Below are 26078 nucleotides of genomic sequence, written 5' to 3'. Positions count from 1 at the left end.
CACGATGTCAGACTTAATTACCCCCCTCAATCCCCCTTTATAAAGGGGGAAGAAAAATCATGTTCGCAGTAATTCCGGCTACTGGGTTGTCTGAGCGAAACTCCTTCGCATTTGGCAAAGCTAATTGGCTATTAGAAATATCTGTAATTAATGTGTTCCCCTGATTGCGACTTGTTGGCTTTAGTCTTTCACCTTCTTTGGTTTCGAGAATTATTTCTATGCCAGTGTTGGTACTGTTAACCCGTACTCCTGTCACCTGTACTGGAGATTGGGCATTAGGAGTTGAGGATTAAGATAGCCAATCTTTAATATTGGTTGCAGGTCTATCAATCTCACTCAATCGGGGAATTTTAGTTATTACTGACCCTCCCTTGTCCTGATTTCCTTGAGGTATCTGCTCAATTGCTTGTGCAAAAGCAGGTGGAGTTAACAGCACAGAAAGTACACTTACCGTCAAAAGTTGTTGTTTAAACATTGTCGTCCCACACCACACTTATTAATCTGACTGGCAATAGTGCCTGATTTTTTTAAAGACAATTAAAAGTTGTTTGCAAGTAGTATATGGGATTTAGATGATGATTTTCTCTTCAAGCCAGACTTTTTTCTCTTTAAGCCGGACTGTTTATGGATGAATAACTTTGCCAATTCACGATCAAATGGCTACTGAAAAGCTGCTACGATATAGCGATCGCACGAAGTCAAAATTTAGTTAAAGTTATGAAAGCTTAACCCAGGGAGGTTCTATCTGCTGTCAAAAAGCGGTACAAAAAACTGTAGGGCTGGCATAACCCACTCTGACTGCAACCCCTGCAACAGTCATTTTTTCTTCTAATGTACTGCCATTTGGATTGCTAAACAGAATCAATTGAATCCAGCTAAATATTTAAGATTGAGACTCATTGGAGAGATCGACTGGATTCTTTCGAGAAACTCTCTTATGACGAAGACGAAACATGTTCAAACCTGTGACCAACAAGATAGCAGGAGATATTCCTACGAATACGTACAAAATTTTGGTAGATAACCCACCAAAAACACCATAATGCAGGGGTGTTGAATAGTTGGACAAACGACCTAATAAGGACGTTATTTTAGTCCCATCAACAACTTGTAAAATCTCACCTGTGTATTGATCGATATGCACCTCACTATCCCAGGATTGCGTTCGTGGAGAAATCATCCGAAAGTCGTAGGTTCCTGCTTGCGATTTGCTAGGCACACCTATACTAAATATGGAGAAGTTCGGTAAGGCAGCTTGAGCTTTTTGCACGATCACATCTAAGGGAAAAGGCTTCTGACTTGGAGTCGGAGTAGAAGCAGTAGCAAGAGAGTCTACTGTCTGAGGGGTTTGAGGCGTGAAAATGCTAGCAACGGCATCAACAGGCATAAAAATGATCTCAAGAGTAGAACCAAAAAGTGGAAAATCCCACCAAGCACCTGTTCCGACAGGCAAAAGCAACACTACGCCTAAAATGATGCCAACCACTTTATGAATATCAAAGTTTAGTCGTTTGGCACGAGCATCAAGTTTGATTTTGAATCCGCTACTGAGTTTTCTCCATCCCGGCCAAAGGACGATCCCGGTTACACTCAGAATCACCATTAACGCAGCCGCAATCCCAAGGATGTAGGCACCCGCATCGCCGATCAGTAAGGCAGTGTGAATTTCGTACACTTTACCGAAGAATTCGCTGCCAAACCAGGAGGGATTTTGGGCTAAAAGCTTCCCCGTGTAAGGATCTACCAAAAAATCGCCGATGATTGCAGGTACATCAGGTTTTGGTGTTGAATCAAAGTAAAGTCCGTAAGGAAAAATCCCACCGATCTGAAAATCTGGCTCGTTGACATGGGCAGCTTTCACCCTGTCCACTAGCACCGATAAAGGCAGGCGATTCTTTTGCAGAGACACTCCGTGAACGCCCTGGGGTATCACTGCTCCATACTTATGAGCGAAGGCGAAATTATCGATATCGCGCATAAACACCAGTAGGCTACCCGTTAAGCCAGCAATGATTGCAATTAAGCCAACCACTAAACCAAGATAGCGGTGGAGATTGAAAATCACATCGCGGAATTTTTTAGATTTGCTCATGGTTAAAACTTCTCCTGACTCAAAACGATCAAGTGACCAAAGGGCATACCCAATATGGGTAGGGTAATAGTCATTATCATTGAAGTGGATTCAGCCGCAGAAATTGAGAAGATTAAAACCGCACTTTGAGTGACCCACGAATTGTGAAAGGCTTACCATAAGTAATGTCCCCAGGACCGCGCGAATTGACGATATACTCCGAATCAAATAAGTTTTCAAAGTTAAGCGCAGCCTCCCAGTTGTTGCGTTGGTAAAATAGAGCCGCATCAAGTCGAGTATATGCAGGTATCTTGTAGTCGCGTGAAATAAATTCACCACCAGGGCGCTCATCGACAAAATATACGCCTAACCCAAAGCCTAAACCTTGTAAATCGCCGCTTTGAATTCGATAAGTTGTCCACAAATTCGCAGAATTATGTGGCGTAAATACCACTGGACTGCCCACCTCATAGGTATTATCTTTAGTGATAATCGCATCAATGTAAGAATACCCTGCTGTCACATTCCAACCCGGTAAAATTTCACCCGCCACAGTGAAGTCAATGCCGCGACTGCGCTGTTCTCCAACCTGAATACTAAAGCCCTCGTCCGCATTATTCAGGGGATCAGGTGTCAACACGTTGGCTCTTGTGATTTGGTAAGCGGCTAAAACTGCTGAGAGTTTACCATCTAGAAAATCAGCCTTGATGCCAGCTTCATATTGAGTCCCACGCTCTGGAGCAAAAGCTTGACCCGTTCGAGAACGACCACCCGTATTATTAGTGTCAAGGGCACGGCTGTAGTTGGCGTAGAGCGAAAGCGGCTTGATCGGTTGATAGACGATGCCAACGCGGGGACTAAACGTCTGTGAGTAGTTTATACCAACAGTACCTGCAACAAAGTCACTCGCCGTGATTGTTACCCAATCCAATCGTCCAGCCACCACCAGGATGAGGTTACCCTGAAACTTAATCTGATCTTGCAGGAAAACCCCATAGGAGTCAGTATTGTATTGTTGATTATAATCAGAAGTGTGGGGTGTATCTGTGGATGGTAATTCGATATCATAGTCCGGGTTGGAAATATCTAGCGATGGCAAGGATATACCGAAACCAAAAAATCTTTGCCTATTAAGTAGTGTATCGACACCAAACAGCGCTTGATGAGCGATTGATCCGGTATTAAAGTTTGCTAGCAGCCCAGTTTGCGTCGTATAGCTTTCATACACGTATTTATCATCAGCGTCTGTCCTGTCAATAAATTGCTCATCAGACAAGATACCATAGTTAATTCCTCTTACATGTCCAAGGTTTGAACTGAAGGATAGCGCACTGCGAAGTTGAAGATTTTTATTGAACCGATGTTCAAAACGATAGCCTCCTTGCATTGTTCTATTATCAGTGTGATTATCATCAGGAAAATCATAATTAGGATCTCGCTGCAAAAATGAGCCATTCAAAGCTCGGACTCCATAAAATTTTGATGGTTGATTGAGGTATTCAAAGTTTAGGGTGAGCTTTGTATCATCGCTGATATCCCAGGTAATAGTTGGTGCAATAAACAAATCTTGTGAACTCGAAAAGTTTTGTGAGTCGTAAGCATCCTGGAGCGCAATGTTCAGGCGATAGCGCAGATTTCTGTTTTGAGTCAATGGTCCTGAAAGATCGGCCGTCCCCCGGTAGAAACTATCGCTGCCGACATTCAAGCCTAACTCATAGAATGGGTCAAACAGCGGTTGTTTGGTCGTAATGTTGATTATGCCTCCAAGTCCGCCTGCTCCGAACAAAACTGCTGCTGGCCCGCGCAGCACTTCAACCTGTTCAACGTTAGAAAAATCTGCCGCGCCTGACAAACCACCATTGACTGTTTGTTGTGCCGTGAAGCCACGAACTGAAATGTTTCCAAAGCTCTGTTGAACACCGCTGACGTTCTCCAACGCACTGTTGACATCGGTAACATTACGATCTTTAATCACCTGTTGCGGTACAATTTGAATGGTATTGGGAATATCTCGCAAGGGCGTATCGGTGCGGGTGCCAACGCTCGTTTGCGAGGGATTGTAGCCCTGGTCTTGCTCACCCGTCACCACCAACTCAATTGGTTGATTACTTGCTGGTGATGGTTGACTCCCTGGCTGCTCTTGTTCAGGAGTTGGTTGCGTTTGAGGTTGCTGTGCTCTGGATGCAGCACTAGCTACAGAGAAGATGATACCTTCATCTGGACTGTCAAACAACTCAACAGTTGGTACATCTGCTTCCCCTGTCACGCTCACCCGGATAGTATTGGCATCAAGGTTTGTTACCGTTATCTCACTAACACCTGCAATTGGTTTAGTAGAGCGAAACGTGAATGCATCACCTGATGGTAAACGCAGTTGAGCGTTGGGAATATCAGCAATAAAGTTATTGCCCGAAGAGCGATTCACTACTTGCAATTGTTGCCCTTTTAATGTCTGCAAAATCACCTCCACACCCAAAGAGGTGGGGTTTGCCTTCACTGAAGTCACTTGTACAACTTCAACTTTCTGACTTTGGGCTGCTGGGTTCTGCTGTTCTATTTGAGCAAACCATTCTTTGACTGTTCTTGCAGAACGGTCTACTTCTTGTACACTTTGAATTTCAGTTACTTGCTTTGCCTGAGTTGGTTGTATGACTACAGCAATAAAAAAACAGGAAATAAACAGCGATCGCAACAGTTTCATAACTCCACACACCCAACCGGATTTCTCAAAACAGAGTCAAGACTTGAGAATTATTTTATATAACTCTGTTTATGAGAATACGAAATTCAGGTAAGCGCAAATATCTGAAACCGGATTTTTTTGTATCGGAATCGGGATGTCCTTTTTGCTACAGACCTTTTTGCTGACGATATTCTCTAGGAGTCATGCCAAATTGCCGCTTAAACAGATAGCTAAAATGACTGGTACTTTCGTATCCCACTTGATAAGCAATTTGTGCGATCAGCAAATTAGTGCCTCGGAGTAGCTGTTTTGCCTGCTCTAGCCGCAAAGATTGGATATATCCCAATACCGTAGTCCCAAACACTTCTCGAAATCCCCGCTTGAGCTTAAAGTCATTGAGTCCGATTTCTTTGGCTAAATTTAGTAGAGAAGGTGGATGTGGCAGCCTTTGATTTAAAATAGCTTTGGCGTGATGCAAACGTTCAATTTCATCGGCACGGAAATAAAGCGATCGCTGCAATAGGTGATGATTTTCCCCCCATTGTGCAATCTGAAGTGTTAGTAGTTCTAGCACTTTTGCTTCTAAATACATTTGTCTAAGTTTTTCTCGAAACGGACACTGCAATATTTGTTTGAGTACTAACCACATTGCAGGTGTGGTTGCTTCTAATGGCTGATGGAAGCGCTCTTTTATTGGATTTTCTCTCAACTGCTCAAGCAAAGTAGGCAACTCTTCAAAGCTTCCTTGGAAACTGTCAAGTAAATCAGGATACCAATAAATACTGATGCATTGAGTGCGTTTGTTTGCATTAAAATGTTCAAACTCCCGAACATCAGGCAAGCAAAATAAGTAGTTATAACCTGCAACTTCTTCATAATCATCACTGACTCCGGGCACATTTGGTGTAACAGTTCTGACACCACTAGAGAGAAAAAATTTAGATGTCAGCAAAGGCGAGTCATCGTGTTTTTGCTCAAAAATTACTGGTTGAGAATACTCATTGTCATGAATTCCTAGCCCAAGATTATGGCGAAGCCCAGTCCAGTGAAAGCTGTATTTACCAAACCAAGTAGACAATTGTTCTTTTCCTTCATAGTCATTAAATAACTGCACATCCTGGCAAAATTCCCCAAAGTCTTCTGTCCCAGTTAGACGAATGGTCATAGTAATACTCTCAACTGCTTATTGAGAAATAGTATCTATTAGTAGCGAGAGTGATGTCTACAGCAAGCCCTACGGGTGACGCTCCTGCGTTGCTCTAAGCGAACGCGAACAACGTCTCGTTGGCGCAGCTTCTAGTAGAGAAGAGAAGCTATGCCGTTGGCGATCACTTAACCTGCCACGAATACGAGCGTCGTTATACAGCAATGCCCAATAAAAAAGTAGAATTAATCGAAGGAGTCGTCTACGTGGCATCACCTCTGCGTTTTAGAAGTCATGGCCAACCTCATGAACAGTTAATTACCTGGTTGGGAGTTTATCAAGTTTTCACTCCAGGCGTAGCATTAGGCGACAATGCTACTGTGCGCTTGGATTTAGACAATGAACCACAGCCTGATGTTTTGCTGTTGATAGATAAACCAGCCAGGGAACAGGCACAAATCAGTGCAGATGATTACGTAGAAGGCGCACCGGAATTAGTAGCATAAGTAGCAGCCAGTAGTGCATCTATTGATTTATACCACAAAAAACGCGCCTACCGTCGCAACGGAGTCCAGGAATACATCGTCTGGCAAACTTTGGAAAATAAACTCGACTAGTTCTGTTTACAAAATGGTGAGTATTTACCACTCCTAGCAGATAAAGATGATGTGATTAAAAGTCAGATATTTTCGGGTTTGTGGTTAGCTGTCACTTCACTAATTACAGGAGACATGACGAAAGTTTTAGCAGTCTTGCAACAAGGGTTGAGTTCAAAAGAACACGTTGAGTTTGTGCAGCATTTATCACAGCAGTCTAAGATTTGAATTATTAAGGAATATAACAATTCTATTTCATTTGTGAGAATTGAAAGCGACAGATAGATCCCCGACATCTTTAAGATGTCGGGGATCTTGTTTATAGCGATCGCTGCAAATTAAGATTATTTTCTCTGTCTAAAACAAATAGTTATAGTAATACTCTTAACTACTTATTAAGAAATAGTGTCTATTATTAGAGAGAGCGACCAACAAACAACGCAGCAAAGTAGTAACCGAAAGCCGATGTCCGATCAAAACTCCCAGGAAATTGTTCCCTGCACCGTAAACGGTTCACCGGGATAAACGCGCAATCTAGATTGGGCACTCTCAAAATAGTCCACGTTGAAGAGATTCCTGAAATTAAGGGCAGCGCGGAAGTTATCTCGTTTGTAAAAGATGGCAGCATCAGTACGGAAGTAACTTGGCACTTCAAAAGTGTTGGCTAAATCACCCTGGCGATCGCCCACAAAGAAGAAACCTACACCACCTCCGAAGCCTTGCAACGAACCTCGTTGAATTTCGTAGGCTGTCCATAGGTTGAAGCTGTGCTTGGGGACATTGTTCAAGAAGTTACCCTCCAGATTAGGATTATTGTCTTTGGTAATTTCTGCATCGGTATAGGCATAGCCTCCGATGATGTTCCATCCAGGTAAAATTTGACCTGCAATGTTCAGTTCAATCCCTCGGCTACGTTGTTCACCTGTTTGGATGGAAAAGCCTGGTGGTACACCCGGTCTAGTGTCAGTCGTCAAGACATTCGAGCGGGTTAGGTTGTAAAAAGCCAGGGTTGCCGACAGTTGATTACTCAAATCGGCTTTGACACCTACTTCATACTGAGTACCGCGCTCTGGTTGGAATGAACCACCACCAAAGGAAGTTCCAATGCTGGGAGTAAACGAACGATTGTAGCTGGCATAAAGGGAAATTGGGGGAATGGGTTGATAGACAATTCCCACGCGGGGACTAAATGCATTATCAGATTGACTGGTTTTTGTATCAGCTACGAAATCTTCGTCTGTCTGCTTGAAGGTATCAAACCGCACGCCCAACAGCAGCTTTAGATTTTCTGCCAGCACCAGTTGATCTTGAACATAAACACCCAATGTATCTGCTAAAGTGGAGGTATCGCCACTGAAGATAGCCGGCCCAACTGGCTGACTAGGGTACACAGGATTAAACAGGTCAAGCTGTGCAGAAGATCCCACAGAATAGCGGAACCTAAAAAAGTCATATCTATCTAGATCGAGTCGGAACACTAACTGATGTTTCAGCGACCCGGTTGAGAACTTACCATTAATGTACGTTGTCAGATCGTAGGTGTTGATATATATTTGCGAACCGCTTAAAGTTGAGCCAAGATTTAGGGTTCGATTGTCGTCTGCAAGACCTGTAACATAAAAACTGTCGCCTCTTCCATCGTCACGATAGGACGACACTCGAAAAGCATTGCGTAACGACCAGTTATCACTAAATTTGTGTGACAGTGTGTATCCAACTCTACTCACTGTTTGATCGAGCCTTTGGGATGAAGTACTAATATTGCGGTTACGCGGTATTTTTCCATTTGGGTTGGGTAGGACTGTACCAATGGCTGGCAAACCCGTCGGCGAGCCGTCATATTCCGTGTCTATGTACTCTCCTTCCAGAGTTAGAATTGTTCGAGGACTAATTGCCCAACTGAGAACAGGTGCAATGAGTAGATGTTTGTAGTCGGTAAAATCAACAAAACTGCGGGAATCCCGGTAAGATGTATTCAACCGATACAACACTGTTTTGGAGTCGTTCAAAGGTCCAGACAGATCCACCGCACCTCGGTAAAAGTCATAATTCCCAATCGTTGCCTCAACAGAGTAAAACGGGTCGCGCAGTGGTTGTTTTGTAATCAGATTGATTGTGCCACCGGGATTGCCTTGACCAAACAGAACCGAACCAGGGCCTTTTAAGACCTCGATTCTTTCAATATTGGAGAGTTCGAGCGATCGCAGTCCTTCAGGATCTCTCAGACCATTCCTGAGAACATTACCCGCATCACCAGTGGTGGAAAAGCCGCGAATGGTGAAATCATTATCTATTCGGTAAGAAGCATCTGCTGAAGTCACTCCGCTAACGTTTCTCAGGGCATCGTCTAAGCGGGTAACTTGTTGATCTCGCAGCACCTGTTGGGGAACTACCTGAATCGATTGGGGAATATCGCGCAGTGGGGTATCAGTTTTAGTCGCAGTTGAAGCATCCGGTACACTGTATCCATCTTGCTCCCCTGTCACTACCAACTCAATCGGCTCATCACCAGTTGATGGTTGAGTTGGCTGTGTCTGATTTTCTGGCTGAATAGCTTGGGGTGTTTGGGGTGGCTGTTGTGCCTACCCTGACAAGCCTTCTCAAGAAGATTACTGGATAGACTAGTGTAAGTGAAAGAAATTTTGTGCGCTATACGGACTTTTTTTGTGCTTTAGACGGACTTTTTCTGGTGCATCTGATATTTTTTGGGGCTAAGACCAAACTTTTTCTTAAATGCGGCTGTAAAGTAACTGCGACTGGCAAAGCCGATGCTATCTGCCACCTCAATTACTTTCATCTCATCAGTATTGAGGAGTTGGCGTGCTTTCTCCAGGCGATAGTCGTGTAGGTAGCCAAAGGCAGTTGTACCAAACACTCGGCGAAATCCTTGCTTGAGACTGCGATCGTTTAATCCTACTTGCTTTGCTAACTCGAGCAAAGATGGTGGATTGTCAAGATTTTCTAGCAAAATATTTCTCGCATGGTGAATGCGATCGATATCATTTGGCTTCAGTGCAGTGGGATTGAGCCTACCCTCTTTTGCTTCCAACTCCTCTTCTAGCAGCAGTGTCATTAATTCCAGCGCCTTGCTTTCGAGATACATCCGCTTAGTCAAACCTTGGTACGGACAGCACAGAATTTGCTGCACAAGTCCTTGCATTACTGGTGTAGTTGTTCCCAGACGCTGATACAGTTCTTGAGTAGGTTGCCGGAGCAGATGCTGTAAGGACGAGGAAACCTCTTTTTGGGCATTGCCTGCAAATGAGCGAAATAGTTCCTGTGTCATCCAAACAGATATAGCAAGATGGGGTTGCGCTGTTGAACTGGTTCCAATTTGGCTTGGTACTATGCCACCGCTAGAGAAAAGGTACTGTCCTACTCCGCCTGCTAAATATTTTCCCGTATGAACGTCCCTGCCTTCGCCGCTTCCTGAAACCCAGAAGTCGTATGCTACAAAATCACCTCCACGTTCTGGTACTTTGATTGTTAAGCGATCGCGCAATTGATAATTACTAATTAGTAATCCTAATCCCTCTCGCAATTGAATATTTCGACAATATCCTTTACCAAACTGGGATGGATATTGCCAAATCATGTCAAACTCATCTGAGGGGTCGTAGCGTTGCTTGCTTGGTTCATCTTCAAAAAAGATTTCCCAGAAGTAATTCCGCGAAATGGAGATGGTCATGGGACTGAGCGATAATTGCAATATTTGCAATAGTTTCTCATAAAGTGGCTATGAAGCAATGTCTATTGATAAGCTGAGGAAGCCTCTGTGCTTTTGTTAGTGTCCCTGAGCAGTTAGACAGTAAATGTATAAATGTAGTTAAATTGCCAGAACCTAGACAGCTTGAGCATTCTCATCAGATGCTTTTTCTGCAACAGATTTTAAGCGGCTAGCTCTGATTTTGCGGATGCGATCGCTATTGCGAACACCACCCGCCATTTCATATTCGCAGCTATCTTTGCCGTATTTGATAGCAACTACCATTAACATCTTCTCACAAAGCTGACTCAAGTTTTTTTCCATCTCTTCAATTTCAGTTTTAGAAGAATCAACCACAGACAGAGTGGTATTGTAAACATCAATTTTGTTACGTAACTGCTCAATTGACACAATCAGTTTTTCGAGACTATAATCCTCATCAAATTTGATATTTGGAATAATCGATTTCAGACCAGCAGACCTAATCTGAGCTTTTTCTAAGATGCGGGATGTTCTTTTCTGACGAGCCATAAATTTGTGTTTTTAAGATGCTTCTAGAGCTAGCTTGCCTTAGTTAACCAGCATAGAGGTTCAGCAAAATTCACAATTTTTTCTGATAAAATTTTCAGGTAATAGCAGTAGTTTTTCGGTATTTTATCGAAAGTCGGCAAAAAACTCTATTTCCTTGTGGGTAGAGAGGGATAGCTGCCCCCTGACTTGGGGCATTGAGCTATTAGACTTGTTGCAGAAATCGGGAAAAGGGTAAGGGGCAAAAAATAAAGATGCACTTCTTTAGCCACAAGAGCGCAAAAGTTACTTTTGCTCATAGGTGTATTGATTTTTCTCCTATTGTTACGAGAAAGACCGCTACTGTCGCCAGAGAAACCGCTACCGTCATGAGAGAGACTGCTACTGTCGCGAGAAAGACCGCTACCGTCACGAGGAAGACTGCTACTGTCGTGACAAAGACCGCTACCGTTATGAGAGAGACCGCTACCGTTGCGAGGGAGACCGCTACCGTCATGAGAGAGACTGCTACCGTCGTGAGAAAGACCGCTACCGTTGCGAGAAAGACTGCTGCTGTCGCAAGAGAGACCGCAACCGTCACGAGGGAGACTACTTCCTTATTTATGGGCTAGCCTTTTTCCACGTTTTCCGAAACCACTCAAATGATAAAAGTCCTTCGTCTTTTATTTGAGTGTTTGAGGGATATTGCTGTTTACGCTACCTGAGTAAATCAAAAATGGATAAAGTCGAGCTAAGAGGTTGTTTGAAAAGTGATAAGTAACAAAGTCAGCAAGTTAAAACCCCCAGGAAATCGACCCCACGACAGTCAACGGATCGCCTGGAAAAACACGCGTCTGGCTCTGGGAACTCTCAAAATAGTCAACGTCAAACAGATTCCTAACATTGACTGCGGCTCGAAAACCTCCCTGATTGTAAAAGATAGCAGCATCTGTGCGTAAATAACTTGGCACAGTAAACGTGTTGTCTAAGTCTCCCTGGCGATCGCCGATGTAAAATAACCCCAAGCTAAACCCCAACCCCTTGAAATTGCCAGATTGAATTTCATAGGTTGTCCATAAATTCAAGCTGTGTTCGGGGACATTATTCAAGCGGTTGCCAACGGCAAATGTATTGTCTTTCGTGATTGTTGCGTTTGTATAAGCATAGCCAGCAAAGATGTTCCATCCCGGCAAGATTTCACCCGACACATCCAACTCAATCCCTTGACTGTTCTGTTCACCTGTTTGAATGGAAAAGTTAGGATTTCTGGGATCGGTAGTTTGAACATTTGACCGAGTTAGGTCATAAAACGCTAGCGTTGCAGACAGTCGCTCACTCAAATCTGCTTTGACACCCACCTCGTACTGAGTAGTACGTTCCGGCTGAAATACAGTGTTATCAAATGATCTCCCGACGTTTTGTTCAAATCCACGGCTATAGCTGGCGTAGAGTGAAATTGGTTTTATGGGTTGATAGACAATACCAAATCGCGGGCTGAAGGCTTCGTCTTGTTGAAAACTGCTCGTCGATGCAATAAAATCTTCACCCTTTTGGCTGGCAATATCGAAGCGCCCGCCCAGAAGCAGTTTGAGGTTCTCTGCAAGGGTGATTTGGTCTTGAATATAGATGCCCAATTGGTCTTGTGTAGTTAAATTTTTACTCGGATCGGAGGGCGATCCCAAAGGTTGACCATACACAGGATTGAACAAATCGAGTGGAGCAGCCGACCGAGTAAAACTAGAGAACAAAGTTTCCGTCCTGGATAAATTGAAACCAGTCACCAGCTGATGTTGAATACTGCCTGTTGCAAATCTACCAACAATATAGTTGTCTAAGTTGTAAATATTGTAATAGTCGTTTGCTGCCTGAAAAGTTCTGCTTATGGTACGGTCATTTAACACCCCAAGACTATAGACGTGCGTGGGAGTATTTCTGAGGAAAAAAGACCCCTGGAAAGCGCTACGCACTTCCCAGTTCTTGCTAAAGCTATGCTCAAAGTTATAACCAATACGATACGCTTGACGAATATCTGTGTCTGAAGGTTCACCGACATAGCGACTGCGAGGAATCTTGCCATTGGGATTAGGCAACACGCTTCCCACTGCTGGGATACCCTGGTCAAATGGTTGGGCTGCATATAAATATTCGGCTTCCAAGGTAAGCTTTGTGCGATCGCTAATCTGCCAGCTTAAAACAGGAGCAACAAGATAACGCTCACTTTCAAAAAAATCGATAAAACTTCCTGAAGTTTGAGCAGCAGCGTTAAAGCGATACAATACTGTTTTACTGTCATTGAGTGGACCGGAGAAGTCAATAGTTCCACGATAGAAATCGAAACTCCCAGCAGAGCCTTCCACTGAATAGTAGGGTTCTGTCAGAGGCTGTTTGGTGAGTATACTAATCAAACCACCCCCTCCACCTGGACCGTAAAGAACGGAGCTAGGCCCTTTGAGAACCTCTAAGCGTTCTATGTTGGCACTGTCAGTACCGATAGAAAAATTTACGGCATTGTCTAGCAGCCCATTTCTTAAGAAATTAAAATCCGCAAAACCTCGGATCAAATATGCATCAAACGGCGATCTGGACGATTGATTTCCTCGCACCACGCCTGGTACGTTTTTTAATCCTTCACCTAAACGAGTCACTTGCTGGTCTTTTAATATTTGTTGAGGCACTACTTGAATAGATTGGGGAATATCACGCCGATCGGTATCGACTTTCGTCGCAGTTGATGCATCAGGTGCGCGATACCCATCTTGTTCCCCTGTGACTACCAATTCAATCGGCTGATCAGCTTCCGGTGTTGGTGTCTCTGGCTGGGTTTGATTTGTCGGCGTTTCTGGTTGCGTCTGCGGTTGTTGTGAAGTCGTTGTAGTTGGTGTAAACCCAAAAATCAAACCTTCGTCACTGTTAAATAACTCTACTTTTGGGATACCGCCTTCCCCTTTGACTGTTATCCGAATACTGTTTGCATCAAGATTTATTACTGTGATTTCAGCAATTCCCGCAAATGGTTTTTCTTGCTGAAAGAAGTTCCCCTGCGGTAAACGTAATTGTGCATTAGGAATTTCGGCAATAAAGCTGTTTGCATCACTTTTGTTGAGAACTTGCAACGCCTCGGCAATAGATGTTTGTAAAATTACTTCAATACCCGTGGAAGTTGAATTAACTTTAACGCCAGTAACTTCTGTAACTGCAACATTACCTTGTTGCTGCGCTAACAAATCAACTGCACTTGTAGAAAAACCTCTTTGAGCTTGCTTGATACCCGGAAACTCATTTCCCCAAGCAGGTTGCATCATCGGTAAAACTAGAGCGATCGCCCACAATTGCCAACTAACATACCTACAACCCGCAAGTAGCCTCTGTAATCTTCTCATAACTAGTACCAATAGACGGATATTCTCAAGTACCTCTTGAAGTCACCTTACGGAGTTTCAATAACCGTGTCTATCTATAAAGCTGCAATTTTTTGTCACTTCAGCGGCTTTTTTCCACGTTGACATTCTTTTGGCATAATCCCAAATTTTTTCTTAAAAGCTTGAGCAAAATAACCTAAATGTGCATAGCCCACAGCGTTTGATACTTCTGCTACTTGCATTTTTGTCCCATTTAGCATGATTTTTGCTTGTTCCATGCGATAGTCATGTAAATAGCCAAAAACAGTAGTCCCAAAAATTTCTTTAAAACCTTGTTGCAACTTCCGTTCTCCTAAATGAACCATCTTTCCTAAATCAAGCAATGAGGGAGGATTATCTACTCGATAGATTAAGATATCTCTAGCATGATAAATTTTCTCAATATCTGCTGGCTTGAGATTAACTAATAGGTGAATTGTCTGTTCTTTATACAAAAGTTGATTAAATTGCAGCGCCAGTAGTTCAATCACTTTACTTTCTAAATACATCCGCTTCATCATTCCCTGATAGGGAGCATCTAACATTTGTCGTAAAACAGCAAACATTGCCGAAGTTATTTCTCCAACAGTGTGATGAAATATTGGCGGATGTTCATCTTCTAAAAAAGATTGCAACGAAGTAGGTAGAGATTCAAAGTTTTGGCTAAAACTTCTCAGCCAATCAGGATAAATGTCTATAACTATATCTAAACGATTTTCACCAGCCAAACGCTGCTCAATCTCATCTATGTTTGGTAGATAAAATAAATAATTTCTTCCATTATACTGTATGTAATCATCTGGAATTTCTTTAATTCCTGGAGTAATTGTTCGTAAATTACCTGAAATATGAAACTGAGAAATTAAAGGGAAAGGTTGCAAATTATGATGATTCCACGTGCATAAATTATGTTCAAAATATTTTTCTGCAATAAGCAACTCAAGCCCTGAACGTAACTCAACATCACAAACAATCCCAGTACCAAATCTATCTTTATATTTTACAAATTCGTCAAATCCATTGTATTTAAAAAGTTCCTTTTGCGTTTTTTCTAGATGTTCTCGAAATCTGTTTTTATATTCTTCAGATGTCAGGATTTCCATCAATATATTTCATCAATAAATTTGACTTGTGAGAAAAGCTAATAAATATTCTCAATAAGCAAATTATAAACTGTGTCTGACCAATAGGAAACTGGGTGTAGCGATGCCTTCGGCAACGTCTTCGACGAACGCAACTGTAAGTATGACTTTTTTTGAGAAATTGAGGGCGATCGCTTTACCATTGGTGTGTATTCTCAAGCTTGAGAAGAAAAAGAGCGATCGCCTTAATATTCACAGATGTAACTAGAGAAATTAGGAGCGATCGCCTGACTCCAACTTCTGAAAAAAGACCAGCACAAATTTGTTTCCCTCCATGAGGTAAGCAAAATAGCTGCCGATTTTTTAAGTCTCTTTCAAGGTCTTTAATATAAGACTCTAAAGGGATGTCTGCACTACTACTTCCACTCAAGCAGAGATTTGGAGCCGAGGCAAGGCGGAAGTCAAAAGAATTGTATTCCAGGCTCTTGCGCCATTTTAAATCTCTAAAAAGCCCATTCCATAATACTTTTGACTTTTGACTTTTGACTTTTGCCTTGCGGTACTAGTCTAATCATCGTCATGTAGTCTGTTGATGTCTAACCGCGCCAATTTGAGTATAGAAGTAATGCACGAGCGCAATGCTTACAACTTTTCCCTGGATTTGGTTGCTGGTGAGGCAGTACCTGTGGCAATGATCGCGCCTGTAATTAACGCTCTCTGTCTAGAGGGCGCTTTTTTCATCAAACCATAGTTATACAAATATTTACACAGATGAAAACATTAAAAAAATATCTGGTGTATTTGGGTACAATTACTAAATTGTTACTCATTTATACTAGTAAATGCATTGGTATAAATAAAATATAACTATCAAAACTGTGAGTAGTGAGTAAACTAACTACTGAGGGTTCCCCCAGGAGTTTAAATTCATTGTGTTTCCACTGACTACAAATCTCAGATTTTAGTTTTTGTCTCAATTCAATATAAAATCTAAAACTTAAAATCCAAAATCAACATGGCAGACCTAACTCCTAATTCTAGTTTTAGTTTGACACTGCGCTTGCAGATTCCCAATCGTGTAGGGATGTTGGCATCGGTAACACAGGCGATCGCTACCACTGGCGGTAATCTTGGTCAAATTGATTTAATCGAGCAAACCCGTAAAGAGTCCACCCGCGATATTACTGTGGATGCTGCTAGTACTGAGCACGCTGAAACCATTGTGCAAGCAGTGAAAGCATTGCCAGATATCAAGTTACTCAGTGTCTACGATCGCACCTTTAATTTGCATCGCGGGGGCAAAATCAGCATTACTAGCAGAATTCCCTTAAGAAGTGTGTCCGATCTAGCAATGGCTTACACGCCCGGAGTCGGTCGAATTTGTACAGCGATCGCTCAAGATCCAGAGGAAGTTTATAAATTAACCATCAAACAAAACACTGTTGCCATTGTTACCGATGGTAGTGCCGTTTTGGGTTTGGGAAATCTTGGCCCAGCAGCATCTCTCCCAGTCATGGAAGGCAAAGCAATGCTATTTAAAGAATTTGCGGGGCTAGATGCTTTTCCCATTTGTCTCGCCACCCAAGATACAGAAGAGATTATCCAGACAGTTAAGAATATCGCTCCAGTTTTTGGGGGCGTGAATTTAGAGGATATCGCTGCACCTCGCTGCTTTGAAATTGAAAAGAGATTGCGCCAAGAGTTAGATATCCCCGTTTTTCACGATGACCAGCACGGTACAGCAATTGTTACCTTGGCCGCGTTGTTTAATGCCCTAAAGCTGGTAAATAAGTCAATGGCCCAAATCAGGATCGTGATTAACGGTGCTGGGGCGGCTGGAGTAGCGATCGCTCGATTACTCCGTAAAGCTGGGGCAGAAAAAATCTGGATGTGCGACTCTAAAGGGATTATCTCTACTAGTCGCACCGATTTGACAGAAGAAAAACTTGAATTTGCCGTGAAAGCTCAGGGTACATTAGCGGGTGCAATGCAAGGGGCAGATGTCTTTATTGGTGTCAGCGCACCGGGAGTTTTGACACCAGAAATGGTGCATTCAATGGCGAAAGATGCAATTGTCTTTGCAATGGCAAATCCGATTCCAGAAATTCAGCCAGAATTGATTAGTGAATATGTTGCTGTGATCGCTACCGGTCGCAGTGATTACCCAAATCAAATTAATAACGTCCTCGCTTTTCCTGGGGTATTCCGTGGTGCTTTAGATTGTCGCGCCCAGGCAATTACCACCACAATGTATCTGGAAGCCGCAAGTGCGATCGCTTCTTTAGTCAAACCTTCAGATTTGAATCGGGAACATATTATTCCTTCAGTCTTTGATGAGCGCGTCGTCACTGCTGTTGCTGCTGCTGTGCAACGTGCAGCGCGTCAAGAAGGTATTGCTCGGAATTAATTAACTAAAAGAATGACTCTTGTGGGATAAGCGTCTCGCCCGTCCCACAGTACATCCTTCTATGCAATCTCCTATAGGGAAATTGCCAAAACCAGCAAACCATTTTGGTTACTCCCGATCATTTTATGATTTCGGTTGTGCAACTTGCCTAACAACTTGTTCGTCCAAACCTAACGCTTGGGCTATCTGTTCAATACTCAATCCTAACGCCCATAGCTGAGGTATTGTTTCTAACTTGCCTTCTAACTTGCCTTCCTGTTTTCCTTCTAACTTGCCTTCTTCTTTACCCTCTTGTTTACCCTCTGCAAAAACTTCTTGGTAAAATTTAGTTTGCTTTAACTCACTTAATCCGAACATTTTTCCCATCTCCTCCCGGCTCAAGCGCGGCAATTTGTAGATTAATATCGTTTCTATCAATTGTATAATTTCCCTTTGTTGGGCGGTATTGAGAATTTCTTTTCGGGCGCTGTTGACAATCTCTATAGCTTTCGCTGTTGCAGTTGATTCTGGTTCAATAATTAGTTTGACTGTCTCAATCCCGATTGATGATGTGGGAATTGAACTTAACTCGTTTAGGTAAACGCGAGTTACTCGTTGTGAGTTAAGTAATTCTGCATATCTCTCTGTATCTCCAGTATCAACGCTGCGATTGGGAAAGATGACAACACCACACCAGGTGTTAATTAATTCAGTTTTGTCGAGATAGTTAAAGATTTCGGCGAATAAACGGGAATAAATTTTTTTATCGGGTTGAAATTGCACCTCAGCAAAATAAATGGGTAGTTCTGGAGTATTGGGTAAAAATACACCATCGATTCTAAATGCTAGTTGTTTGACTTCGACTGAGGAAAATTGGTAAGCACTGGCCAGTGATGGCGGTTGGTTAATGAGTTCAAAAAAGGTGCTGGGGAAGCTTTGAAAGATGCGATAAAAGATACTGTCGGTTTTCAAGGCAGCTGGTTTTGCAATTGATGAGTATATTTTACAGTTTGGCGTAAGCGTAGCCCGCCATACCCCTACGGGGATCTTGCTACGCGTAGCTTCTCCAAGAGTTGGCATCGCTCAATTATGAGGCATGTCAACATTGAGGACTGGCGAAACACAAAGTCCCCATTTGGTGATTGGATTATAAATAAAGCAAGACAATCCAAAACACCACTATGTCAACTGTTTGCAATGAAGTATCAAGTTGGAGACGAGTTTTTACAAGAACTGCCACTGATTTTAGCCGGACCAATCCTCAAACATACTGAACCGGATTCAGTGACGGTATGGGTGGCAGTGAAACAGTCCTGTCAGGTAGAACTCAAGCTTTATCACACAACAAATGATGGTGAAGTACTAGAAAATTGCTTGTTGGAAGGGGAACGCTCCACCTTTGCTTTGGGTAAGTATCTTCATGTAGTTGCCATAACGGCTCGGTCTTTGATTGGACATCGTTTAACTAATAATTGCATCTATGCATACGACCTCCAGTTTAGTTTTGCTGACCAAATGCAAACTCTGCAACAAGCATTATGCTCAAACTCCTTTCCTACAGTCAACATCAGCTACTTTGAACATCAAAAACCAACATTTGTCCTGCCGCCAAGCCGTCTCCAAGATTTGCAAATTGTCCATGCTTCCTGCCGTAAACCTCATGGTCATGGGTTTGATGCATTGCCAATTCTTGACTGCCTGATTGAGGCGTCAGCAAATCAACCCCAACACCGTCCTCACCAGCTTTTCCTCACCGGAGATCAGATTTACGGGGACGATGTAGCAGATCCATCGTTGTGGGTTGCCAGTAGTCTTGGTGATGCCCTCTTGGGCTGGGAAGAACAACTTCCTGTGGGTGAAGTATACTGCACTCCTAAGCAGATGCCCCCCGGACAGCGATTTGAAGTTGCGACAAATCAAGCTGGTTTGACGGCAGGATTGCATAATAAACCTCAGAAAGTTGCCAGTCATCTTCTTAGCCTGGGCGAGTATTATGCTACTTATTTACTAGCTTGGTCACCAGTGTGCTGGCCGATCGCATTTCCCAAAGGACACCAAGTAACGAGCGATCGCCATGCTATCAAAAACTGGAACCGAGCAGTCCGGCATTTGCGCCAATTCATCTATACCCTTTGGAAAGTGCGCCGCACCCTTGCCAATATTCCCACATACACCATCTTTGATGACCATGATGTTAGTGATGACTGGAATTTGAACCAAGCTTGGTGTCTGCGAGTGCTGGGGCGTCCCTTAGGGCGAAGAATAGTCCAAAATGCATTGTTAGCCTACACCATATTTCAAGGGTGGGGCAATACACCAGGGCAATTTACACAAGGTCAATCCGGTGAAAAGCTGTTGGTAGCTGCACAAACTTGGTCAGCTTCCCAAGGGACGGATGCAAAAGCTGATCAAGCGATCGCTCGTTATCTAGGTATGCCAGCCAACGATCCCCACACAGACTTACCTATTTTAGTCCGAGACGGTTCAGTATTCATTCTGGATCGACATCCGGAAGCACTGACTTGGAACTATATAGTCAAGAGCGATTGCCATGAAGTTATTGTGCTTGATACACGCACTTGGCGGGGTTATCCAGCCGATCAAAAACCAATGGCATCACCGATGCTGTTATGTCCAAAAGCCTTTGAGCAACAACTACTTTTGCCTTTACAACAAATAGCTGAACAAACTCAGATTCAAACTACATTTGTGATTGCGCCCACTAATGTATTTGGATTACAAGTGATTGATTGGATTCACCATTGGCACTTGCAACAGGAGAAAGTTTTTTCAACGGATGTTGGCGATGCCTGGAACATTAATACTGAAGCACTGGCGAAATTCCTAATCACCTTGTTTGAGGAACGTCAACAAGTTGTTATTCTATCTGGAGATATCCATTATAGTTCTGTTGCTCACTTGTCTTATGCACGCACCCATTCCAAATTGCAGTCTGTCTTAGTGCAGTTAACCGCTAGTGCATTGAAGAATGAAGAGATTTTGACGCGGCTGATTCATACACGATTGAAAGATTGGCTACTACCAGAAAAGGTACGACATTGGATAGGGTGGATCAACCCACCCAATATGGTAGAAATTTCAAAGAAACAATTACACCATAATCGCCAGCTACTGACTAACTCTGACTGGCATTGTGTACTGGAGTGGATACCTCGAAACAATTTTCAGACTTTTGCCTACACAGTAGATATATTATCGTTGATAGCTCCCTGGAAACGAGCCGAAAATGCTAAATGGAAATGGTTACAACCCCTGATGTTTTGGAAATCTCGTTGCTTTCAGGAGGGGCGAGAAGTAGTGGGATTGAATAATTTAGCTCTGGTTCACTTTCAGTTAGCAGATGTGAATAGTTCTTGCAAAGTTATTCAAGATTTGTACTGGTTTTCTTCTTGGTATCCAACCCAAATTGTTTACAGCCGTTTTGAGAGCCAGTTAACCCCCAATCAGTCTTTATTACGATGATCAGCTTTGCTGTGTGAATGGAAATTTTAGTTGTATATGTGGGCACTCTAGATTTAAGAAACATACTAGAGAGTGATTTCTATGTCTACAACCCCAATTAGTGCAACACTGGCACAAACAGAGAGAGATGCTGTGTTGCAAGCGATTAGCACGATTAAAGAAAAGTTACCATTTTTAGTTGATTTGAGTTCCGACGATCGCAAGACTTTACCTAAAATGGGAGATAAAAGTCGGGCGTTTGTAAGCAAAGCATTAGAGGTGGCGGCGCAGAATCCAGAGTTTTTACCGCGATCGTTCGATTTGGATGAAATGCGAAAGGACGTGCAATTATTTGAAGCGTTGTATCCGGTGTTGTTGTCGTTGACGCAGTTACAAGAGTTAGTAGATGATACATCTCTTGCAGTCGGTAGTGAAGCTTATGCAGCCGCGTTGCAGGTGTATAACTACGCCAAAGCCAGTGGACAGGGCGCGGGTTTAGATGCAGTGGTTGCAAAAATGGGACAACGATTTGCTCGTAAAGCTGTAAAGGTCGAGTATAAAGAACCAATGTTGTAGAAAATAAGTCGGTAGTTGCATCTTTGAGGTGCAACGTTGAAGCTCAGAATTTGAATGTTGGAGTTAAAAGCACGACATTTCGAGTTCTGAGCTTCATTTTTTTAGTTCAGAGGCTCAACGTTCGAGCAAAAAGGTGGAACTTCCGAGTTCAGAGGCTCAACGTTCGAGTAAAAAGGTGCAACTTCCGAGTTCAGAGGCTTAACGTTCGAGTAAAAAGGTGCAACTTCCGAGTTCAGAGGCTCAACGTTCGAGCAAAAAGATGCAACTTCCGAGTTCAAAAGTTCAAAACTTGAATTTTGAAGGCGATGTCTACGACGGGCTACGCCTACGCAGAAGTATTTATCCCGAAAACTCGTCTCTGAAGCGGCATCATTAAGGGTTAGTGAGGTTAACATAGTAAAAATGTTTTCAGCTTTTTACCAGTAAAAATGCCAAGTCAAGATTACAAATGGAAGCGATTCTGGTATCCTCCATCAGTTAACCTCAACTTTGCTTGCAGGGGATATTTATGCAACCCAGAAGAAAAGTGGGGACATATATGTAATCCTGACTTAGTTGCCTTTGATACCATATCTCAAAAGCCCTGTTTGGTGCTGCTAGGTGAAGCTGGTATGGGTAAGACTACAGAAGCCGAACAAGCATATTATCAAGTTAGTCAAAGGCTTAATGGCTCAGAAGATGTTTGTTTGTGGTTCAAACTTGGTGATTATGAATCAGACAAGGATCTATGTGATGCAATCTTCTGCAACGAAATATTTCTAGCATGGTACAGAGGAAAACATAAACTACATCTTTTTCTGGATAGCCTAGACGAGGGACTACTTTCCATCCGTAAACTTGTAATAATTCTGAAACGTGAAATAGAAAAGCTACCTTGCGATCGCCTGTATTTCCGGATCACTTGCAGAACGGCTGATTGGTCATCAAATAACTTGGAGAATAAGTTAAAAGATAAGTGGGAAGAAGCTAATGTTGGCATATATCAGCTAGCTCCTCTACTTCGAGAAAATGTAATTGAAGAGGCGAATAAGCGTGGCATAAACTCTGGTAATTTTTTACAGAAAGTTTTCAACAAAAATGCTATTCCTCTTGCTATCAAGCCAATAACATTAAAATTTCTTCTGGGTATTTATCAAAACGGACGGTTTCCTTCTTCTCAAAAAGATTTGTACGAAGAAGGTTGTTTACAAATGTGTGAAGAGGTTAACCACGATCGCCGTGATTCTGGCAATATTGGCAGTTTAAGTGCCAAAAAACGATTAATTATAGCAAGTCGAATCGCTGCATTACTTCTATTTTCTAATAAGCCTGCCATCTGGATAAATCCAGAATTTGGGGATATGCCTAAAACCGATATTGCTATTAGGGATTTGTGTATAGGTAAAGAAAACATTGAGCAGCAAGAGTTTTCCTTTGACGAAAACTGCATTAAAAAAGAGATTTTATCTATTACGGAGTTATTTTCTTCGCGTGGTTCGCATCGATTCGCTTTCGCTCATCAGACCTATGCTGAATTTCTTGCTGCATGGTATTTATATCATCATAAAACACCTTTGAATAGGATAATGAAACTATTTGTTTCATCTGAAGATCCTGAATGTAAATTAATTCCACAGCTTCATGAGACAGCAGCATGGCTAGCTAGTATGAGAACTGATGTATTTCAGGAAATCATGAAGACTGATCCTGATGTACTGTTGCGAAGCGACATACCCACAGATGTAAATCTTCGAGCAGCGATAGTTGATAACTTACTGAAACAGTACCAGCAGGGAAAGTTATTTGATTCAAATAGGGATAATTATTTCAGCTACGAGAAGCTTAAACATTCTGGGCTAGCTATGCAATTGCGTCCATATATTCAGGATTCTAGCAAGCCATTTTATGCACGAGATGCAGCAATAGACATTGCTGAAGTTTGTGAGGTAAGTGAACTTCAGGAAGAGTTAATAAATTTAGCACTTGATTCATACCAATCAATTTACCTTAGAGTTAGCGCGGCAAAAGCAATATGCACAGTTGGTAATACAAGCATAAGATTGCAGTTAAAACCGCTGGCTGTTGGTCAAGTACTAGAAGATGAGAATGATCAACTTAAAGGGTATGCTTTGAGAGCAAGTTGGTCAGATCATCTGACAGCAGAAGAATTGTTTAATGTCCTAACTCCACCTAAGAAGAGAAACTTTACAGGATCGTATCGAGTATTTCTTGATTTTGAACTCGTACTAAAACTACAGCCATGTGATTTGCTAGTTGCTCTTAAGTGGGTCGAAAAGCAAGGTATTAGGTGCTTTGGACACTCATTTGAAAAACTTGCAGATGCGATAATGCTAAAAGCCTGGGAACATCTCGATTTACCTGACATAGCAGAAAGTTTTACTAAAGTTGTTCTAATACAGTGGAGAGAACACCAGAAAATCATAACTTTCGACAACGAGATTCAAGCACAATTTGAATTATCACTTGTTAATAATATTGAAAATCGGCGCAAGCTTGTTGAAGAGGCAGTTATAACAGTTTCCCAATCAGGAGAAAGTATATATTTTTTATTGCATTCCTTAACAGAAAATATCCTTTCGACAGAAGATGTTTTTTGGATGCTCGGAAAACTTCAAAATGTTGATTCTCAGCAAGAGCGAATTTGGGCAGCGCTAATTCAGTGGAAATTTAACCCTAATGATTTAAAACAGATAGATGCTGTCCTTGAAGCTACTCCAACTAATAATATCTTGCGTGAAGAATTTGCATTCTATTTTTCAACAATTGATCTGGAGTCAACGCAGGCTGAGAATTTGAGGTCTAACTATCAAAGGAAGCAAGAACAGCAGAATCGTAGACAGAAACCTATTTTAGACCCACCACCTAAAGAACGAGTACTTCTATTTTTAAGGCAACTAGAGTCAGGAAATCTATTAGCTTGGTGGCAACTGAATAGAGAAATGACTCTCAAGCTAAATAGCCGAGGTTATGAACAAGAGTTTGAGTCTGATTTAACTAAACTTACCGGATGGCAAGAAGCTGATGTCAACACTCGTGAAAGAATTATTAATGGTGCTAAAAAATATATTGAAGAATACAGTCAAATAGCTTTCGACTGGATAGGGGCAAACACCTTTGATAGACCTGCATTAGCAGGCTGTAGAGCTTTACAATTGCTTTTGCAAGAAACTCCAGAATTTATAGATACTCTATCATCTAAAGTATGGCAAAGATGGGCATCTGTTATTGTCGCTTTTCCTTATGGCAGCAGCACCCAAGGAAAACATTACTATAAAGAATTAGTCAAATGGGCATACATAAATGCTCCTACTGAAACCTTAAATACACTGGTGTCTATTATTAATAAGGAGAATGAGGAACATAGCTCTATCTTCATTCTTAATAAATTTGAGAAATGCTGGGATGAACGTTTTAAAACTGTTCTTATCAAAAAGGTTAAGGATGCAGCAATTAAGCCTGAATGTATGGGACAGTTACTTGAAGAACTTTTAAAGCGTGAATCGATTGGAGCTAGAGAGTTTGCTAAATCCCTTGTTTCTATTCCTCTACCTTTAGAAGAAGAAGCACACCAGAAAGCTGTAATTGCAGGTAGGGTATTAGTCGAATGTGCAGAACCTACTAGCTGGGCGGTTATTTGGTCGGCTATCCACCAAAATACAGACTTTGGGCGAGAAGTAATTGAAGCAGTCGCTTACCGCTACTCGCATGGTTTGCATTTGAAGCTGACTGAAAAACAGTTAGCGGATTTATACATCTGGCTAGTTTGTCAGTATCCTTATGCTGAAGATCCTGATTACAGTAATGATGTTCTTGCTCATGTTGTAGGAGTCAGAGAAAGTGTTGCTGGTTTTAGAAACAATGTAGTAATACAACTTAAAGAAACTGGAACACCTCAAGCTTGCATAGAGATTGAGCGCATCGCTGAGGAGCTTCCTGAATTAACATGGCTTAAAAGAACGCTGCTTAACGCCCAGAACGTTACACGCCGAAAAACTTGGCAACCACCTCAACCAGAGCAGATTCTCCAGATTGTTAGCAATAAGTCAAAAAATCAAAGTACACAAATTCAAGCAGGAGTCTTTATTATGCAAGGATCAAACAACCCAAACCTAAACTTTAGTGGATCTGTAAATGCAGTCAATCTCAATAGCACAGTCAATGGAGATCAGATTGGAACACAGCATAACTATGCTCAAGAGCAAAATCTCATAGAGGTTTTTGAAGAGATTCAGCAAATCGTAAATGGTATCACTCAAAATAATCCCACTCCAACTGAAGTAGAGAAACAAATTATTGTGGCAGAAGCAGTAGAGCAAGTTAAGCAGAATCCAACTTTGAGGAAGCGCTTGGAAGTCGGAGGAAAAGCATTTATCTTTGAGGGACTTCAGAAAGCTTCAGATCAGTGGTGGGTGAGTCCATTCGTAAAAGCCATTGAAGCTGCGGTGAAGGGAGAATAAACTATAGTCA

General features: G+C 42.2%; 18 protein-coding genes and 1 pseudogene. 6 read left to right on the top strand and 13 right to left on the bottom strand.

Going from position 1 to position 26078, the window contains the following annotated elements:
• Nucleotides 1–37: 37 nt before the first annotated feature.
• The 5 genes from V7K40_RS12190 to V7K40_RS12170 form a co-directional block, all read right to left on the bottom strand.
• Nucleotides 38–256 carry an AMIN domain-containing protein gene (locus V7K40_RS12190; RefSeq protein ID WP_334959825.1) on the bottom strand — a complete coding sequence of 73 codons (219 nt, stop codon included), beginning with the start codon at nt 254–256 and terminating at the stop codon, nt 38–40.
• A 33-nt stretch (nt 257–289) separates the two neighbouring features.
• Entirely contained in the window at nt 290–475 is a 186-nt protein-coding gene (locus tag V7K40_RS12185; RefSeq protein ID WP_334959823.1) for a hypothetical protein, read from the bottom strand.
• Nucleotides 476–883: 408 nt separating this feature from the next.
• A complete protein-coding gene (locus V7K40_RS12180) occupies nt 884–2092 on the bottom strand; it encodes a PepSY-associated TM helix domain-containing protein (protein ID WP_334959821.1) in 1209 nt (402 codons plus the stop codon).
• Nucleotides 2093–2204: 112 nt separating this feature from the next.
• On the bottom strand, nt 2205–4772 hold the full coding sequence (locus V7K40_RS12175) for a TonB-dependent siderophore receptor (protein WP_334959819.1): 2568 nt from the start codon (nt 4770–4772) through the stop codon (nt 2205–2207).
• Between the two features lie 148 nt (nt 4773–4920).
• Nucleotides 4921–5919 (bottom strand): helix-turn-helix domain-containing protein, encoded by a 999-nt coding sequence (locus V7K40_RS12170; RefSeq protein ID WP_334959817.1) that lies wholly within the window; start codon nt 5917–5919, stop codon nt 4921–4923.
• 119 nt (nt 5920–6038) lie between these two features.
• On the opposite strand from V7K40_RS12170, the pseudogene V7K40_RS12165 reads away from it, so the two are divergent.
• Nucleotides 6039–6722: pseudogene (locus V7K40_RS12165) on the top strand (Uma2 family endonuclease).
• Between the two features lie 245 nt (nt 6723–6967).
• On the opposite strand, the gene V7K40_RS12160 reads toward V7K40_RS12165, so the two are convergent.
• The 6 genes from V7K40_RS12160 to V7K40_RS12135 form a co-directional block, all read right to left on the bottom strand.
• Nucleotides 6968–8980, bottom strand: a complete 2013-nt coding sequence (locus tag V7K40_RS12160) for a TonB-dependent siderophore receptor (RefSeq protein WP_334959995.1) — start codon at nt 8978–8980, stop codon at nt 6968–6970.
• A gap of 185 nt (nt 8981–9165) precedes the next feature.
• Entirely contained in the window at nt 9166–10182 is a 1017-nt protein-coding gene (locus V7K40_RS12155) for an AraC family transcriptional regulator (protein ID WP_334959815.1), read from the bottom strand.
• 153 nt (nt 10183–10335) lie between these two features.
• Nucleotides 10336–10731, bottom strand: coding sequence for a hypothetical protein (locus V7K40_RS12150; RefSeq protein ID WP_334959813.1), 396 nt, complete (start codon nt 10729–10731; stop codon nt 10336–10338).
• 770 nt (nt 10732–11501) lie between these two features.
• Entirely contained in the window at nt 11502–14087 is a 2586-nt protein-coding gene (locus V7K40_RS12145) for a TonB-dependent siderophore receptor (RefSeq protein WP_334959811.1), read from the bottom strand.
• A 95-nt stretch (nt 14088–14182) separates the two neighbouring features.
• The gene (locus V7K40_RS12140; protein WP_334959809.1) at nt 14183–15208 is read right to left on the bottom strand and encodes an AraC family transcriptional regulator; all 1026 of its coding nucleotides are present in this window, start codon (nt 15206–15208) and stop codon (nt 14183–14185) included.
• Between the two features lie 175 nt (nt 15209–15383).
• Complete coding sequence (locus tag V7K40_RS12135) at nt 15384–15617, bottom strand: hypothetical protein (RefSeq protein WP_334959807.1); 234 nt, start codon at nt 15615–15617, stop codon at nt 15384–15386.
• Between the two features lie 162 nt (nt 15618–15779).
• Here V7K40_RS12135 and V7K40_RS12130 point away from each other — a divergent pair, with 162 nt between their 5' ends.
• Both V7K40_RS12130 and V7K40_RS12125 read left to right on the top strand, forming a co-directional pair.
• The gene (locus V7K40_RS12130) at nt 15780–15938 is read left to right on the top strand and encodes a hypothetical protein (RefSeq protein WP_334960011.1); all 159 of its coding nucleotides are present in this window, start codon (nt 15780–15782) and stop codon (nt 15936–15938) included.
• A gap of 264 nt (nt 15939–16202) precedes the next feature.
• Nucleotides 16203–17594 (top strand): malic enzyme-like NAD(P)-binding protein, encoded by a 1392-nt coding sequence (locus V7K40_RS12125; RefSeq protein ID WP_334959805.1) that lies wholly within the window; start codon nt 16203–16205, stop codon nt 17592–17594.
• A gap of 123 nt (nt 17595–17717) precedes the next feature.
• Here V7K40_RS12125 and V7K40_RS12120 read toward each other — a convergent pair whose 3' ends face one another.
• Nucleotides 17718–18545 (bottom strand): Rpn family recombination-promoting nuclease/putative transposase, encoded by an 828-nt coding sequence (locus V7K40_RS12120; RefSeq protein ID WP_334959803.1) that lies wholly within the window; start codon nt 18543–18545, stop codon nt 17718–17720.
• Nucleotides 18546–18770: 225 nt separating this feature from the next.
• Between V7K40_RS12120 and V7K40_RS12115 the strand changes: the two genes are divergently transcribed.
• Both V7K40_RS12115 and V7K40_RS12110 read left to right on the top strand, forming a co-directional pair.
• A complete protein-coding gene (locus V7K40_RS12115; protein ID WP_334959801.1) occupies nt 18771–21056 on the top strand; it encodes a PhoD-like phosphatase in 2286 nt (761 codons plus the stop codon).
• Nucleotides 21057–21137: 81 nt separating this feature from the next.
• On the top strand, nt 21138–21611 hold the full coding sequence (locus V7K40_RS12110; RefSeq protein WP_334959799.1) for a hypothetical protein: 474 nt from the start codon (nt 21138–21140) through the stop codon (nt 21609–21611).
• A 101-nt stretch (nt 21612–21712) separates the two neighbouring features.
• Here the strand turns inward: V7K40_RS12110 and V7K40_RS12105 are convergent, their stop codons facing one another.
• On the bottom strand, nt 21713–22006 hold the full coding sequence (locus tag V7K40_RS12105; RefSeq protein WP_334959797.1) for a hypothetical protein: 294 nt from the start codon (nt 22004–22006) through the stop codon (nt 21713–21715).
• A gap of 33 nt (nt 22007–22039) precedes the next feature.
• On the opposite strand from V7K40_RS12105, the gene V7K40_RS12100 reads away from it, so the two are divergent.
• The gene (locus V7K40_RS12100) at nt 22040–26068 is read left to right on the top strand and encodes a hypothetical protein (protein ID WP_334959795.1); all 4029 of its coding nucleotides are present in this window, start codon (nt 22040–22042) and stop codon (nt 26066–26068) included.
• Nucleotides 26069–26078: the final 10 nt, after the last annotated feature.

It is taken from the genome of Nostoc sp., from assembly GCF_036917195.1.
In the GTDB taxonomy this organism is placed as follows: Bacteria; Cyanobacteriota; Cyanobacteriia; order Cyanobacteriales; family Nostocaceae; genus Nostoc.
Note: the sequence above shows the minus strand (reverse complement) of the source record. Positions and strands in the feature narration are given on the sequence as shown.